This is a genomic window from Campylobacter volucris (assembly GCF_008245045.1).
GTDB classification, from domain to species: domain Bacteria; phylum Campylobacterota; class Campylobacteria; order Campylobacterales; family Campylobacteraceae; genus Campylobacter_D; species Campylobacter_D volucris.
Genome location: NZ_CP043428.1, coordinates 582,329 through 597,386 on the forward strand (window position 1 = coordinate 582,329; position 15,058 = coordinate 597,386).

The window sequence follows — 15,058 nt, forward strand, 5'->3', positions numbered from 1 at the left end:
GAAAAAAATGAGAGTAGAACAAATAGCTGCACAAGCACTTAAAAAAATGAAAGATGATAGATATAAATTAGCGTTAGTTGTAGCAAAAAGAGCTGAAGAGCTAGCTAATGGTGCAGAAGCTTTAGTAAATTTAGATAAAAATAAATACAAATATACAGATATTGCTTTATATGAAATAGCTGAAGATAAAATTGCTTTAGAGGGTTTTATTGAAACTAGTAAATGATGAGTTATTGCTAGATAAACTTGTTGAAGATATAAAAAATTGCAAAGATTTGCAAAAAGCTAAAGATATTTTATTTTTGGTTTTTCCAAAAACACAAGCTTTAAAGCAAGCTGTTGATTTTTGCATACAAAAACACGAAGGTCAATTTAGAAAAAGCGGAGAACCTTATGCGGTTCATCCTATATTAGTAGCTTCTTTGGTGGCTTTTTTGAGTCCTGTTGAATCTATGATTATTGCTGCTTTATTGCATGATGTGTTAGAAGATACTAAGTGTGATGAAAATGAATTAAGATCTTATTTTGGTGAAGAAGTTACTAAGTTAGTCCAAGGCCTAACAAAAATTGTTAGTATAAGAGAAGATCATCTTATACAATCAGGATCTAATGAAAAACTTGCAAAATCTGCTTTAACTTTTAGAAATATGCTTTTAGTTGGTGTTGAAGATGTAAGTGTTTTGGTGATTAAACTTTGCGATAGATTGCATAATATGCTTACACTCAATTATTTAAGAGAAGATAAGCAAAAAAGAATCAGCGAAGAAACCTTAGTGGTTTATGCCCCTATTGCTCATAGACTTGGAATTTCAAGTATAAAAAATTTACTTGAAGATTTAAGTTTTAAATTTTTATTACCAGAAGAATTTGCACAAATTGATAACTATATCAACTCAAAAGATCAGCAAATTCAACTAGGTTTTAATGAGTTTATTTCCAAAATTGAAATGTTATTTTTAGAAAATGGCTTTAGACAAGGTAGTTTTATAATCCACAAAAGAATTAAGCATAATTATTCTATTTATCTTAAAATGCAAAGAAAAGGCGTAGGGCTTGAAGAAGTACTAGATCTTTTAGGGGTGAGAATTTTAGTAGAAAAAGTGTATGATTGCTACTTAGCTTTGGGAATTTTACATACTCATTTTAATCCTTTAATTTCAAGATTTAAAGATTATATTGCTTTGCCAAAACAAAATGGATATCAGACTTTACACACCACACTTTTTGATGCAAAAAATATTATTGAAGCTCAAATTCGCACCTTTGATATGCACAAAACTGCTGAATTTGGTGTAGCAGCGCACTGGAAATATAAAGAAGGCAATATTGCCACTCCAAATTTAGATTGGCTTGCTGATATTTCTATGCATGGTAAAGAAAATGAAGATGTTCAAAATTTTGACGCTATAGAACTTTATGAATATGCTAAAGATAGTTTATATATAGAAGATATCGCAGTTTATTCTCCAAAGGGTGAAATTTTTACCCTTCCAAGAGGAGCAACCGCACTTGATTTTGCTTATGAAGTTCATACAAAAGTAGGACTTCATGCTAAAACTGCATTTGTAAATCGTATGAGAGTTCCGCTTTTAACAGTGCTTAAAAACGGGGATATTGTTAGTATTGAAACTTCAGAAGAGGAATTTTATCGATGTTCGTGGATTGATAGTGTTAAAACAGGTAAGGCAAGAGCTAGTATTAGAGATTTTTGCAAACAAAAGAAAAAAGAGCTCAATCATAAAATCGCTATTAATCTTCTTTCTACGGTTTTTGATGAAAAAGCAAATGTAATAGAAGAATGGCTTCAAAAGGAAAAATTTAGTAAAAAATTAAGACAAATTGCCTTGGATTTTAATTATTTTAAAGAAGTAATTGTGTGTCTTAGAAAATATGCAAATCATAATCAAGCTTATAAATTTGAACAAAAAGAGCAAAAATTTGAAAGCATTGTGATTGGATCTAATTATAAAATGACAACGATTGACTTTGATTATTGTTGTAGGCCAAAAAGAGGTGATGAAATCATTGCTTTCAGACAGGCTAATGGAGCTATAATCCATCATAAATTATGCGAACAAGCTATGAAAATGATTGAAGAAAATAAAGAAATGGTGTTTGCATTTTGGAGTGATAGTTCGATTAAAAGTTATAAGATTATTGTTTCTATTGAAAATAAAAAAGGTTCTTTAGCTGAATTTTTGACTACTTTGGCTAAAATGCAAGTTAATCTTTTAAATATTAACTCAGCTGACTCAGAACCTGTTTTGGCTAATTATTTTGAAATTCAGGTTGAATTTCCAAGTAATATTGATGTAGAAAGTGTAAAAGAAAGATTAAAAGCAAGATATAAAATTTTAGATTTTATATCTTTAAACGATGCATATAATAATCACTAAAAAAAAGGTTTTTTATGAATTTTGATGAAATTTTGCAAGAAGTTAAAAGAGGTGTGGCAGAAATTATTGATGAAGAAAAGCTTTCACAATTGATAAAAAATTACTATGAAAAAGGTGAAAATTTTTTCATTAAAGCAGGGTTTGATCCTACGGCTGCAGATTTGCATTTAGGTCATACTGTTGTATTAAGCAAGATGGCATTTTTGCAAAAGCATGGGGCAATTGTGCAGTTTTTAATAGGAGATTTTACAGCCCAAATAGGAGATCCTACAGGTAAAAGTGTAACAAGAAAAAAGCTTGATAAAGAAGAAGTTTTAAAAAACGCAAAAACCTATGAAGAGCAAGTTTTTAAAATTTTAGATCCAAATAAAACGCAAATTCATTTTAATTCTAAATGGCTAAATGAGCTTGGTGCTGCTGGTATAGTGGAGCTAACTTCAACTTTTAGTGTAGCTAGAATGCTCGAAAGAGATGATTTTACCAAGCGTTTTAAAGAACAAAGTCCGATTTCAATTTGTGAATTTTTATATCCTCTTTTGCAAGGATATGATAGTGTTGTTTTAAAAAGTGATATTGAAATGGGCGGAACGGATCAAAAATTTAATCTTTTAATGGGAAGACAATTGCAAAGAACTTATAACACTTCTAAAGAACAAGCCGTGATCATGATGCCTTTACTAGAAGGATTAGATGGTGTTAATAAAATGAGTAAAAGTTTGGGTAATTATATTGGTGTTACAGAAGAAGCTAAAGATATGTATGCTAAAATTTTAAGCATTAGCGATGAATTGATGTTTAGATATTATGAGCTTTTAAGTCAAAAAAGTTTAAGCGAGATTGAACAAATAAAAATAGACATTAACGAAGGAAGATTACATCCTAAAAAAGCTAAAGAAAATTTAGCTTTAGAAATTACTGCTCGTTTTCATAGCCAAAACGATGCTTTAAGTGCAAAAGAAGAATTTGATAAAATTCATAGTAACAAAGAACTGCCAAGTGACATACAAGAATTTACTTTGCAAGGTAAAATTTGGCTAGCAAAGGCAATAGTGGAATGTCAAATGGAAAATTCTACTTCTGCTGCTAGAAGATTGATTAATTCTAATGCAGTGAGTGTTAATGGACAAAAGATACAAGATGAACAGTATCATTTAGAACAAGGTGAATATATATTACAAGTTGGAAAAAGAAAATTTGCTAAGATAAAGGTGATATAATGAGTTTTAAAGCTCTAAAAATTGGAAAACATGAAATAAAATATCCTATTTTTCAAGGTGGAATGGGATTAGGAATAAGCTGGGATAGATTAGCTTCAGCAGTTTCTTTAAATGGTGGTTTAGGAATCATCTCTTCAGTTGGGACTGGGTATTATGAAAATAGAACACACATTAGTAAAGAATTAAATGCAAAACCTTATGGTAGTGATAATTTTTATTCTAAAGAAGGCTTAAAAGCTTTAATTGATAATGCTAGAAAAGTATGTGCAGATGCGCCTTTGGGGTGTAATATTTTATATGCGAGTAATAATTATGCTCAAATTGCTAGAAATGCTTGTGAGCTTGGCTTTAATGTGATAGTTTCTGGAGCAGGGCTTCCTACAAATTTACCTGAATTTACGCAAGATTATCCTGATGTGGCTTTAGTGCCTATAGTATCTTCAGCTAAAGCTTTAAAAATTATCTGTAAAAGATGGCAAAGTAGATATAATCGTTTGCCTGATGCTGTTGTGGTTGAGGGCCCAAAAAGTGGGGGCCATCAAGGTTTTACATATGAACAATGTTTAATGGAGGAATATCAATTAGAAAATGTTGTGCCTCAAGTTGCAGCCGAGATAAAAAATTGGGGTGATATTCCTTTGATCGCAGCAGGTGGAATTTGGGATAAAAAAGATATAGAAAAAATGATGTCTCTAGGGGCAAGTGGAGTTCAAATGGGAACTAGATTTTTAGGAACTTTTGAATGTGATGCAAGCGATGAATTTAAACAAGTTTTACTGGGTTGTAAAGAAGAAGATATAGAGCTTTTAAAATCTCCTGTGGGGTATCCTGCAAGAGGTGTGAGAACTAATCTTTTAAATTTAGTAGATAAAAGAATGGGGCCAAAAATTAATTGTATTAGCAATTGTGTTGCGCCTTGTGGTAGAGGAAAAGAGGCTACTAAAGTGGGTTATTGTATAGCAGATAGATTATATGATGCTTGGAGCGGTAAAAAAGAAACTGGATTATTTTTTACTGGTGCAAATGGTTATAAATTAGATAAATTAATCAGTGTTGAAGAATTGATGAAAAAATTAGTTTATGGTGAAGATGCTTAAGATATTTTTAGTTTTAATACTATTTTTTGTAAATGTATTTGCAAATGCAGAAGTTAAAAAATTTGATCAAGTTTTTTTAACTTCTAATCCTGAAGAGAAGTTGCAACTTCATCAGCAATTAAAGTCTTTATATATACAAAGTGTTATCAATGATAATGAAGAAGAAAAAAAAGAAATTTTAAAGCGTTTGATTATTAGTTCTAATTTTTTAGGATTTGATGATAAAGCTTATGTTCAAGAGTTAATAGATGGTGGTGTAAAAGAAGATGAAATTTTAAAATTAAAAAATGCATTGAGTGTTATTGAAGATCAAAAGATCAAAAAACAAGAAAATATCATCTCTCAACCAAAAACACAAGATAAAACACAAGATAAAACACAAGATAAAACACAAGATAAAACACAAGATAAAACACAAGATAAAACACAAGATAAAAAAGAAGATAAAAAAGAAGATAAAAAAGAAGATAAAAAAGAAGATAAAAAAGAAGATAAAAAAGAAGATAAAAAAGAAGATAAAAAAGAAGATAACTCGCCTCAAACAGAGCTTTTTATTTTAGATATGAAAAAACTAGATAATGGAGTTTTGTTAAATTTAAATAGAAAAATCAACCAAAAAGATATTAAAAATTTCACATTAAAAGGTGAAAATTTTCGCTATGTTGCTGATTTTAATGGTGTATTAAAAGGAGCTAAGCAAAATTTTAAATTTAAAGAATTTGATATTATAGTTTCTCAATTTAATCCTCAAGCGATGCGTTTGGTTTTAATATCTAAAAAAGAATTAAAGGTAAAAATAGAACTAAATGATAATACTCTTTTTATGGGGATTGATGAAGAAAAAAAAGAAAAAACACAAGCATTACCATCAAAAGATACCCCTAAAAAGGCAGTTGTAAAAGAAAAAGAAGATCCTTTATATGTTTTAAAATCAAGTAAAAATAAAAATGGTATCAATTTAAAATTAGATAATGATATAGATTTAGATGATATTAAAATAAATTCTTTCAAAGATGGCAAAGTATATCGATCTATTGTTAGTTTTGAAGCAATTTTAGAAGGTGATAGAAAAAAATTTGATATCAATAATAACCAATCCATCACTCTCGTTCAATATGATAAAAAAACCATACGGGTAGTGCTTACTTCATCTAAGGAATTTAAAACTAATTTAGATTTAGATGATGATGAATTGTTTATAGGATTTACAAAAAATACTACAGTTGCTAAAAAAAATTCTAATCCATCAACAAAAAAAACTATTAAAAAATCAGGAAAAGTCATAGTAATAGATGCAGGTCATGGTGGTAAAGATCCTGGAACCTTAGGTGATAAAGGTGTCAAGGAAAAAGATGTTGTTTTAAGCGTGGCTTTAAAACTTGGTAATGAGCTCAAAAAAAGAGGATATAAAATTTATTATACTAGAAGCACGGATAAATTTATCAATTTAAGAGATAGAACTTCTATGGCAAATGATAAAATGGCAGATTTATTTATCTCAATCCATGCTAATGCAGCTCCAAACAAACAAAGAGCTAAAACTTTACAGGGTATAGAAACTTTCTTTTTATCTCCTGCAAGAAGCGAAAGAAGTAAAAAAGCAGCAGAACTAGAAAATCAATCAGATTTTGAGGAAATGAATTATTTTTCAAAACAAACTTTTTTAAATTTTTTAAATCGTGAAAAAATTGTAGCTTCAAATAAACTTGCTATTGATGTTCAAAAAAGTATTTTAAGTAATGTTAGAAAAAAATACAAAGTTGTTGATGGTGGTGTTAGGGAAGCTCCTTTTTGGGTTTTAGTTGGAGCACAAATGCCAGCAATTTTGATAGAAATAGGCTATATAAGCCATCCAAGTGAAAGGGCAAGACTTGTAAATAGAAATTTCCAAGATCTTTTAGCTATTGGTATAGCTAATGGAATTGAGAGTTATTTTTATAAAAATCAATGAAACAAGCTAATATCATTATAAAAGAAAATTCTTCTTTTTCTTTGGATTTTCAAGATTATTATTTTAATTCTAATGATGGATTAAATGAGAGTAAATTTATTTATACTCAAGCTTTTGAATTTAATACAAATCAAACTATTATCGCAGAATTAGGATTTGGTATAGGTTTAAATTTTTTTCTCACCTTGCGTCGATTTTTAGAGCAAAAACAAACCAATCAAAAACTTTTTTATGTAAGTTTTGAAAATTTTTATATAGAAAAAGAAAAATTAAGACAAATTTATAAAAATTTAGGATTTTATGAAGAATTTAAAATTGAACTAGAGCAATTTTTAGCTTATTATCCACCTTGTAAAGATGGAATTTACAGGTTTTATTTTAACGGATGTTTTTTGGATTTAGTTTTTGGTCAAGCTAGTGAAAAATTAAAACAAATGAATTTTCAAGCTGATATTTGGTATCTAGATGGTTTTGCACCTTCTAAAAATCAAGATATGTTTGATGAAACTATTATGCAATATGTGGCAAAAAATTCTAAAATTGGAGCAAAAATTTTAACTTTTTCTGCTGCTAGTTTGCTAAAAAAATCTTTAGAAAAATATAATTTTATTGTTAAAAAAATCAAAGGATTTAAAAAAAGAGAGATGATTCAAGCTATTTTTGATGGCTATGAATTTGATGATACGCAAGCTTATTTTAACACTCCTTCTTTGGATAAAAAAGTAAAAAAAATTGCGATTATAGGTGCTGGTATAGCTGGAGCAAGTTTAGCTTATGAGTTGAGTTTAAGAAATTGCGAAGTAGATGTTTTTGAAAAAGAAGATGATATAGCAAAAGGAGCTTCTGGAAATATTAATGGTATTTTAAGCTCTTTAATTTTAAAACCAAATGTTTTATTAGGAGATTTTTCTCAATATGCTTTTATAGAAGCTAGTAGATTTTATCAGCAAATTTTAAAGTTAATGCCTAATGGGGTTTATGAATTTGCTCATAATGATTTAATGCAAGAAAGATTTGTTTCTCAAAAAGATAATGTTTTATTTTATATAGAAAATAATAAAGCATTTTTAAAAGATGGTATGTGTATTGAGCCTAAAGAAGTGGTAAAAAAGCTATTTGAAAAAAGCAATGCTAGAATTTTTTTAAATCATGAATTTGTTGATTATATTTATGAAAATGATCAATTTATCTTAAATTTTAAAAACACTCCAATTTACGCTCAATATGATGTGTTAATTTATGCTCAAGGAGCTGATGTTAAAGATTTTATTGATTATTCTCATCTTAATTTAAGCAAGGTAAGAGGACAATGCACTCATTTAAAACCTTTTTTAAATACACCTTATGCACTTTCATCAAAAGCTTATATTTGCCCTGTTAATACAAGGTTAGATATGCAGCTAATTGGTGCAAGTTATGATAGATTAAATCAAAATCCACAAAGTCAAATAGAAGATGATATGCAAAATTTAAACAATATCAAAGAATTTTTAAATTCTAAAGATGATTTAAAAATCATAGGATCTAAGGTAGGTTTTAGATCTTATTCAAGTGATAGATTTGCTATTGTGGGACAAGCTTATGATGAACAATTTTATAAAAAACATTACCAAGCTTTATTATGGCAAAAAAATAAAAAACAAATTCAACCTAATGCTTTTGTGCCATTATTTTTTTCCATAGCTCATGGTTCAAGAGCATTTGCGAGTTCAATCATTGCTTCTAGGGTGATTTGTTCTTTAATTTTTAATGAGCCTAGAATAGAAAAAGATTTTTTATATGCTTTACATCCTGCTAGATTTTTAATTAGAAAGCTAAAAAAGGGCTTAAGATAAAACAATATTAATTTTAAAATATTATATTATAAAAAATATTTCAATAATGGTGAAAAATGAAGAAAATATTAGCTTGTTGTGTAATGTTTGGTATATCTTTTGGCACAAATTTGGAAGATAGTTTAAATGTGGATGAAAATATAAGTTTAAAAAAAGAAAATAAAGAAGTTTCAAAACAAGTTTTTTTTCAAAAACCTAAAGAATATAAACAAGAAACAACAGATTTAAATACTTTTGCTTCAAAATCTTTAGGGAATGTTTTAAATTTAAGCTCTAATGACACAACTGAGTCTAATGTGGATTATAATGCTTTAAATATAAGCATTAAAAGTATTAATACTTTACTAGATTATGAAAATTCGACTTTATTATTAGAAAAACAAGCAAGATTTAGTCAAGATGAACATGCTTATTCTTTAGGACTTATTAATCGTTATGATTTTGATCAATTTAAATTAGGTTTTAATGTTTTTAATGATCAATATAGCGAAGCTAGTGCAAAGAAAAGTTTTGGAACAGAAGTGCAATTTAGTGATTTTTTCAAAGCTTATGCAAATCGTTATGATGTGCAAGAAAACAATAGTGATGATAGTACAGAACTTGGAGTTGTCATTGATGTGCCTTATTTTAAAATAGTAAATATCAATACAAATATAAAAGAAACTCAAAAACAATACAATATTACTTATTCCCCGTTTTCTTTGATAGATTTGTCTGTAAATTATCAAGATGAACAAATAGCAAAAGATCAAACTTCGATGTGGGTAAAGATCAAACTAAGTTATGAGCAAAATTTGATCAAACAGCTCTATCAAGGATGGTATCAAAAAAGTAATATTACCGATTTTAAAAGATATGGTTTTGCTACTAGAAGTTATTAATTATTCATAAAACGCATAATATCGTTATAGGTAACAAACACCATCAATGTTAAAAGTAAAGCCATTCCAAAATAACTAAGATATTCAAAGCATACTTTTGGAACTTCTTTTTTGAAAATTAACTCATAAAGATTAAAAAGTATATGTCCGCCATCTAAAGCTGGAATGGGTAATAAATTTAATACTCCAAGATTGATAGATATTAAAGCTGTAATTAAAAATAACACAACTAACCCACTATTAGCTGCTTTAGAAGTTACATCTACCATGGTGATAATTCCACCCATATTTTTAGCGTCTAATTCTCCACTAATAATCTTTGCCAAGCCTTTAAATATAAGCAAAGATGCTTCTAAGCTTTCATTAAAAGCATATGAAATACTAGAAATTCCTTGATGGTAAATGGTTGTAAATTCGTTTTTTGGTGCTATGCCTATTAGTGGCTTTTGGACTTTTTGATAAAACTCATTATATCCTTGAGCAATTTGTGGTATTAGTTTGATATTTATAAGTTCTTTATTTCTGTCTATGACTATTGATATTTCTTTTGTATGGACTAATTTAGATATTTGTTCAAAATTTGTAATTTTTACCCCATCAATAGAAATGATTTTATCTCCAACTTGTAAATTTGCTTTACTAGCTGCTGAATCTGGAGCAATATTTCCTATGATAGGAGCTAATTTTTGTACACCAAGAAAGGCTATAATGATGTATAGAAAAAAAGCTAAGATAAAATTAAAAAAAGGTCCTGCAAATAATATATATATTTTTTTTAAAGGACTAAGGATTGTATAGCTATTTTGTTCATAATTTTTTTGGCTTGGGTTTAAATCATCTTGACCTTTGAGTTTTACATATCCTCCAAAAGGAAGTGCTGATAAGCGATATTGTGTATTTTTATAAGTTTTAGAAAAAATAGCCTTACCAAAACCTATGCTAAAAATTTCTACATCAACTTTCATATGTTTAGCAGCTAAAAAATGTCCCAATTCGTGAAAAAAAATCAAAAAAGATATAATAAAAAGTGTGATTAAAAAATTAAAAGAATAAAATTTAAAACCAATTGCTAAAATAATAAATAAAAACAAATACGATTTCAAATTTTTTCCTTTTTTTGACTATGTTTATAATAGGCTAATATATATTCAAAACCAGAATAAAGCGTTAGTAAAAGCGCTATAAAAAGCAATATATTTGCAAATGGCCATTGCATGATTAAAAACATTATAGCTATGATTTGAAAAGCGGTTTTGACTTTACCAGCAAAAGAAGCACTTACATCAAATTGTTCGCTTATCATGATTACTCTAAAACCTGTGATAAAAAATTCTCTTACTAAAATAATATAAATCATCCAAGGATCGGCCCTTTGGGTTAATAATAATCCTAAAAAAGCAGCAAGCATTAACATTTTATCAGCAAGCGGATCTATGATAGAACCAAATTTAGTTGTTTGATTCCACATTCTTGCTATATATCCATCAAAAAAATCAGTCAAAGCTGCTATACTAAATATCACACAAGCAAAATAATTTATCCAAGTTTGATGGATATTTTCAAATTTTGTAATGAGTAAAAAAAATAAAAGCGGTGCAAGTAGTATTCTTACAATAGCTAGAATGTTAGGTAAATTCATTAATATTTACAACCTTTTTTAAAAGTCCTTTAGTAAAAAAAGGACTTATCATTTAAAAGTGGTACCACCATCGACTATCAAGGTATGACCTGTGATCCAATTTGCTTTATTAGAGCATAAAAATAAACATGCTCCTGCAAGATCTTGAGGTTCTCCGATACGATTTAATGGACTAAGATTGATTGTTGCATTTTTCACTTCTTCATAATTTGTAAAAGCTTTTAATGCATCTGTATCAATAGGTCCACCACTAACCACATTAACACGGATATTTTTAGCGCCAAGTTCAGTTGCAGCATATCTTGCCATAGCTTCTACTGCTGCTTTTGCGGTTCCATGACCTGCATAATTTTCTATATGAACTAAATTTCCAGTTGATGAGATAGAAAGAATGCTTCCACCGCCAACTTTTTCCATTCTTTTGGCTGCTTCTTGAGCTCCAACTACAAAAGCATTTACTGTAGCTGTAAAGATATTGTTAATTCCTCTAGGTTTTAATTTCATAAATTTAGTATATCCACCAACTACTGCACGACCTGAAATGATAGCATTTGAAATGAAAAAATCGATTCTATCAAAATCAACATCAATTTTTTCAAATAATTCTTTATAAGTTTCTGGTTCAAGTATATTAAATTCATAAGCTTTTGCTTTGATTTTGTAATTGTTTTCCAAATCTTGAACTATCTCTTGAGCTAAATTAGCATTTGAGTTATAAGTAAATGCTACATTTGCCCCAGCTTTGGCAAATTCATACACTATAGCCTTACCAATACCTCTTGTTCCACCGCTAATTACTAAAGTTTTGTTTTTAAAAAAATTATCCATTAAAATCCTTTTATATTGTAGTTTTTCATTATTGTTTCTATTTTTGCTAAATTGCAATCACTAGGCTTACAAAGTGGTAAGCGATACTCTAAAGTAGGAATTAAACCTGCTATATACATAGCTGCTTTAATAGGTATAGGATTGCTTTCGCAAAATAAAATTTTATTGATATTATACAACTCATCATTAATTTTTTTAGCTTCTGTAAATTTTTCATCTAAAGCTAAATGGGTAAGTTTTGAAATCATATCAGGAAGTAAATTTGAAGTTACTGAAATCACTCCTTTTCCGCCATTAGAAAGTATAGGATAGTTAATAGCATCTTCCCCGCTTAAAAGCATCATTTTTGGTTCATGCGCTAATAAATCAACACATTTATCGATGCTTCCACTAGCTTCTTTTACTCCATAGATATTTTCACAATCTCTAAATAATTTTATTATAGTTTCAGTTTGTAACTCACATCCAGTTCTACCTGGCACATTATACAAAAGAATAGGAATATCAACATTTTTAGCTATTTCTTTATAATGAAGATACAAGCCTTCTTGAGTTGGTTTATTATAATAAGGAGTTACACTTAAAATTCCATCTGCGCCGTTATCTCTTGCGAATTTGGCTAAATCTACTGCTTCGTGAGTAGCATTAGATCCAGCTCCTGCTAAAACCTTAACATTGCTTCCTTTGCAAGCATCTAAAGCTATTTCTATGCAAATTCTGTGTTCTTCATGAGTTAGTGTTGCGCTTTCTCCAGTTGTTCCAACAGGAACTACAGCATCAATTCCATTGTTTATTTGTCTTTTTATAAGCTTATGATAAGTTTGCTCATCTAATTTTCCATTTTTAAAGGGTGTAATCAACGCAGTCATTGCGCCTATAATGACATTTTTATCCATTTTCTTCCTTTTTTAAAATGATGGTTGTGGAGATATTTTCTATGAAATATTTTTTAGCACATTGAACTAAATCTTCTTTAGTGAGTAAATTAATATTTTTCTCATAATCAAGCAAAGGTTTTAAATCCCCTTTTGCAAGATAAGATCCATAGGTATTTGCCACTGAAGTAGCATTATTTAGTGAAAAAATAAAATCACTTTTAACATTATTTTTAATTTTTTCCATTACTCCATCATCAAATTTAGAATTTTTAACATCGTTTAAAATTCTCCAAAGTTCTTTTTCTACATCTATAGCTTTAATACCTTCATTACAAACGCAAATAAAAATAAATAAATTTTCATCAATATTTTCACTAGCATAAGCATAAAATTCATTGATCAAGCTTAATTTATCAATTAAAATTTCACTAATCAAAGAGCTTTTTCCGTTTCCTAAAAGCTCACTTAGCGCACAAAGTTTTGGCATATCTTTATGATTAAAAGGTGGAATTTTAAAAGCAAGAGCTAAAAGTTCTGCATCACTTTCTTTGTGTAAAATGATTCGTTTGGCTCCATTTTGCATAGGTTCTTTTTCAAAAACCAATGGAATATTTTTAGTATTTTTTATATGGGAAAAATATTTTTTTGCAAGTTTAAAAACTTCTTCTTCGTTAATATCTCCACTGACTAATAAAATAGCATTTTTAGGTTGGTAAAATTGCTGATGAAATTCTTTTATATCTTCTATAGTCCAATTTTGAATATCGCTAAAAAAACCTATAGGGGTCCAGTGATATGGATGATGTAAAAAAGCATGATTGTATAGATTAAAATATAAATATCCTAAAGGATTATTGTCTGTTCTCCATCTTCTTTCTTCTAAAACTACATCTCTTTCAGGTTGAAATTCTTCATCTTTTAAATTTAAATTTTCCATTAATTCGGCAAAAAGCCATAAAGATTTTTCTAAATTTTCATTAGAACATTTTATATAATAATGTGTATAATCAAAGCCCGTACTAGCATTGTCTATCCCACCAAAGCCTTTGATGATTTCATCGAATTCTCCAGCCTTTAAATTTTTAGTGCTTTTGAAATTTAAATGCTCAAGCATATGAGCTATACCGCTTTTTCCCATTTTTTCATTTCTTGAGCCAACTTTATAAAAAATATCTACACTAATTACCCCGCTTTTTTTATTGACAGGAAAAGCATAAATTTCTAATTGATTTTCAAGAGTAATTTTTTTATATTCTATCATTTAAAATTAACCCCTATAGCTTGAGAAATATGATGAAAACCATCTTGTTTTAAAAGTTCTGCTAAATTTTTATTGATTTCTTTTACTATCATTGGTCCTTTAAAAATTAAAGCTGTATAAATTTGGACTAAACTAGCTCCATTTTTAATACGCTCATAGGCAAGTTCAGCACTATCAATACCACCACAAGCTATTAAGATGGTATCTTTATAAATTTCTTTTGCCACTTCTTTAAAAAATGTAGCACTTTTTTGCGTGATTAATTTCCCGCTAATTCCGCCAAAATTACGCATATTATCAATCAAAGAATAATCAATACTAGTATTTGCCATTATGATAGCATCTGCTTTTGCAGCAATTGCGCTTTTGCAAAGTGATATAGCACTATCCATATCCATATCAGGAGCAATTTTTAATATAATAGGTTTAGCAGTAAGTTCTTTTGCTTGAGTAAAAAGAGTATTGATGAAATTTTCACTTTGTAAATCTCTTAAATTTTTAGTATTTGGCGATGATATATTAATGACAAACATATCACATAAGTCTTTAAAATCTTTTATCAAAATTAGATAATCATTGATAGCATCATCGTTTGAAGTGTGTTTATTTTTTCCTATATTTGCGATTAATGGAATATTAAAAGGATATACTTTTTTAACTTTTTGAGCAATATAATCTTTACCTTTATTATTAAAACCCATTGCATTTTGTATGCTTTCTTGTTCAATTAATCTAAAAAGCCTTGGTTTTTCATTGCCTTTTTGGGCTTTTGGTGTAAAGGTGCCATATTCTAAAAATCCAAATCCTAAAGCACTTAAAGGCCTAATCATCGTAGCGTTTTTATCAAAACCACCTGCTAAACCCACAGGGTTGTAAAAATTTAGATTAAAAATTTTTTGATGAAGTATCTCATTGTTGTAAATACAATCTTTTGCAAAAAAACTCATAGCCCCTGGAAAGATACAATCAATTCCACGCATACTAAATTCAACCACGCCATGGGCTGTTTCTGGATCAAGTTTATAAAGCAATGGTTTTATATTTTCATAACTTATCATTGTATCCTCGCAAATGT

Annotated in this window: 13 protein-coding genes; 7 read left to right on the forward strand and 6 right to left on the reverse strand. The window is 28.6% G+C overall.

Annotated elements, in window-relative coordinates; translation table 11 throughout:
* Positions 1-7: 7 nt before the first annotated feature.
* From CVOLT_RS03120 to CVOLT_RS03150, 7 genes are read left to right on the forward strand one after another with little or no spacing between them, the layout of a single operon-like run.
* Positions 8-226 (forward strand): DNA-directed RNA polymerase subunit omega, encoded by a 219-nt coding sequence (locus CVOLT_RS03120; RefSeq protein WP_039665388.1) that lies wholly within the window; start codon positions 8-10, stop codon positions 224-226.
* Complete coding sequence (locus tag CVOLT_RS03125) at positions 210-2,396, forward strand: RelA/SpoT family protein (protein ID WP_039665389.1); 2,187 nt, start codon at positions 210-212, stop codon at positions 2,394-2,396. The genes CVOLT_RS03120 and CVOLT_RS03125 overlap by 17 nt, the downstream gene beginning before the upstream one ends.
* Before the next feature lie 14 nt (positions 2,397-2,410).
* Positions 2,411-3,613, forward strand: a complete 1,203-nt coding sequence (tyrS, locus tag CVOLT_RS03130; protein ID WP_039665390.1) for a tyrosine--tRNA ligase — start codon at positions 2,411-2,413, stop codon at positions 3,611-3,613.
* Positions 3,613-4,710: a nitronate monooxygenase gene (locus tag CVOLT_RS03135; RefSeq protein WP_039665391.1), complete on the forward strand. Its 1,098-nt coding sequence runs from the start codon at positions 3,613-3,615 to the stop codon at positions 4,708-4,710. The genes tyrS and CVOLT_RS03135 overlap by 1 nt, the downstream gene beginning before the upstream one ends.
* Complete coding sequence (locus CVOLT_RS03140; protein ID WP_039665392.1) at positions 4,703-6,661, forward strand: N-acetylmuramoyl-L-alanine amidase family protein; 1,959 nt, start codon at positions 4,703-4,705, stop codon at positions 6,659-6,661. The genes CVOLT_RS03135 and CVOLT_RS03140 overlap by 8 nt, the downstream gene beginning before the upstream one ends.
* Positions 6,658-8,496, forward strand: a complete 1,839-nt coding sequence (gene mnmC / locus CVOLT_RS03145) for a bifunctional tRNA (5-methylaminomethyl-2-thiouridine)(34)-methyltransferase MnmC2/FAD-dependent 5-carboxymethylaminomethyl-2-thiouridine(34) oxidoreductase MnmC1 (RefSeq protein WP_039665393.1) — start codon at positions 6,658-6,660, stop codon at positions 8,494-8,496. The genes CVOLT_RS03140 and mnmC overlap by 4 nt, the downstream gene beginning before the upstream one ends.
* A 56-nt stretch (positions 8,497-8,552) precedes the next feature.
* Entirely contained in the window at positions 8,553-9,377 is an 825-nt protein-coding gene (locus CVOLT_RS03150; RefSeq protein WP_039665394.1) for an inverse autotransporter beta-barrel domain-containing protein, read from the forward strand.
* On the opposite strand, the gene rseP is transcribed toward CVOLT_RS03150, so the two are convergent.
* Genes rseP through CVOLT_RS03180 form a run of 6 tightly spaced genes read right to left on the reverse strand, consistent with a single transcriptional unit; the run spans position 9,374 to position 15,038 of the window.
* Positions 9,374-10,480, reverse strand: coding sequence for an RIP metalloprotease RseP (gene rseP / locus CVOLT_RS03155; RefSeq protein ID WP_039665395.1), 1,107 nt, complete (start codon positions 10,478-10,480; stop codon positions 9,374-9,376). The two genes, CVOLT_RS03150 and rseP, sit on opposite strands and share 4 nt — an antisense overlap.
* Positions 10,477-11,016, reverse strand: a complete 540-nt coding sequence (gene pgsA / locus CVOLT_RS03160) for a CDP-diacylglycerol--glycerol-3-phosphate 3-phosphatidyltransferase (RefSeq protein WP_039665396.1) — start codon at positions 11,014-11,016, stop codon at positions 10,477-10,479. Before pgsA ends, rseP begins: the two co-directional genes overlap by 4 nt.
* A gap of 48 nt (positions 11,017-11,064) precedes the next feature.
* Complete coding sequence (locus tag CVOLT_RS03165) at positions 11,065-11,844, reverse strand: enoyl-ACP reductase (RefSeq protein WP_039665397.1); 780 nt, start codon at positions 11,842-11,844, stop codon at positions 11,065-11,067.
* Positions 11,844-12,740: a 4-hydroxy-tetrahydrodipicolinate synthase gene (gene dapA, locus CVOLT_RS03170; RefSeq protein ID WP_039665398.1), complete on the reverse strand. Its 897-nt coding sequence runs from the start codon at positions 12,738-12,740 to the stop codon at positions 11,844-11,846. The genes CVOLT_RS03165 and dapA overlap by 1 nt, the downstream gene beginning before the upstream one ends.
* Entirely contained in the window at positions 12,733-13,983 is a 1,251-nt protein-coding gene (locus tag CVOLT_RS03175; RefSeq protein WP_039665399.1) for a M16 family metallopeptidase, read from the reverse strand. The genes dapA and CVOLT_RS03175 overlap by 8 nt, the downstream gene beginning before the upstream one ends.
* Entirely contained in the window at positions 13,980-15,038 is a 1,059-nt protein-coding gene (locus tag CVOLT_RS03180; RefSeq protein ID WP_039666256.1) for a quinone-dependent dihydroorotate dehydrogenase, read from the reverse strand. The genes CVOLT_RS03175 and CVOLT_RS03180 overlap by 4 nt, the downstream gene beginning before the upstream one ends.
* Between the last annotated feature and the right edge of the window lie 20 nt (positions 15,039-15,058).

Coding starts and splice junctions, on each gene's coding strand:
- CVOLT_RS03120 (WP_039665388.1), top strand. CDS start 8: ATGAGAGTAGAACAAATAGCTGCACAAGCACTTAAAAAAATGAAAGAT.
- CVOLT_RS03135 (WP_039665391.1), top strand. CDS start 3,613: ATGAGTTTTAAAGCTCTAAAAATTGGAAAACATGAAATAAAATATCCT.
- mnmC (WP_039665393.1), top strand. CDS start 6,658: ATGAAACAAGCTAATATCATTATAAAAGAAAATTCTTCTTTTTCTTTG.
- dapA (WP_039665398.1), bottom strand. CDS start 12,740: ATGGATAAAAATGTCATTATAGGCGCAATGACTGCGTTGATTACACCC.
- CVOLT_RS03150 (WP_039665394.1), top strand. CDS start 8,553: ATGAAGAAAATATTAGCTTGTTGTGTAATGTTTGGTATATCTTTTGGC.
- tyrS (WP_039665390.1), top strand. CDS start 2,411: ATGAATTTTGATGAAATTTTGCAAGAAGTTAAAAGAGGTGTGGCAGAA.
- CVOLT_RS03165 (WP_039665397.1), bottom strand. CDS start 11,844: ATGGATAATTTTTTTAAAAACAAAACTTTAGTAATTAGCGGTGGAACA.
- pgsA (WP_039665396.1), bottom strand. CDS start 11,016: ATGAATTTACCTAACATTCTAGCTATTGTAAGAATACTACTTGCACCG.
- CVOLT_RS03140 (WP_039665392.1), top strand. CDS start 4,703: ATGCTTAAGATATTTTTAGTTTTAATACTATTTTTTGTAAATGTATTT.
- CVOLT_RS03175 (WP_039665399.1), bottom strand. CDS start 13,983: ATGATAGAATATAAAAAAATTACTCTTGAAAATCAATTAGAAATTTAT.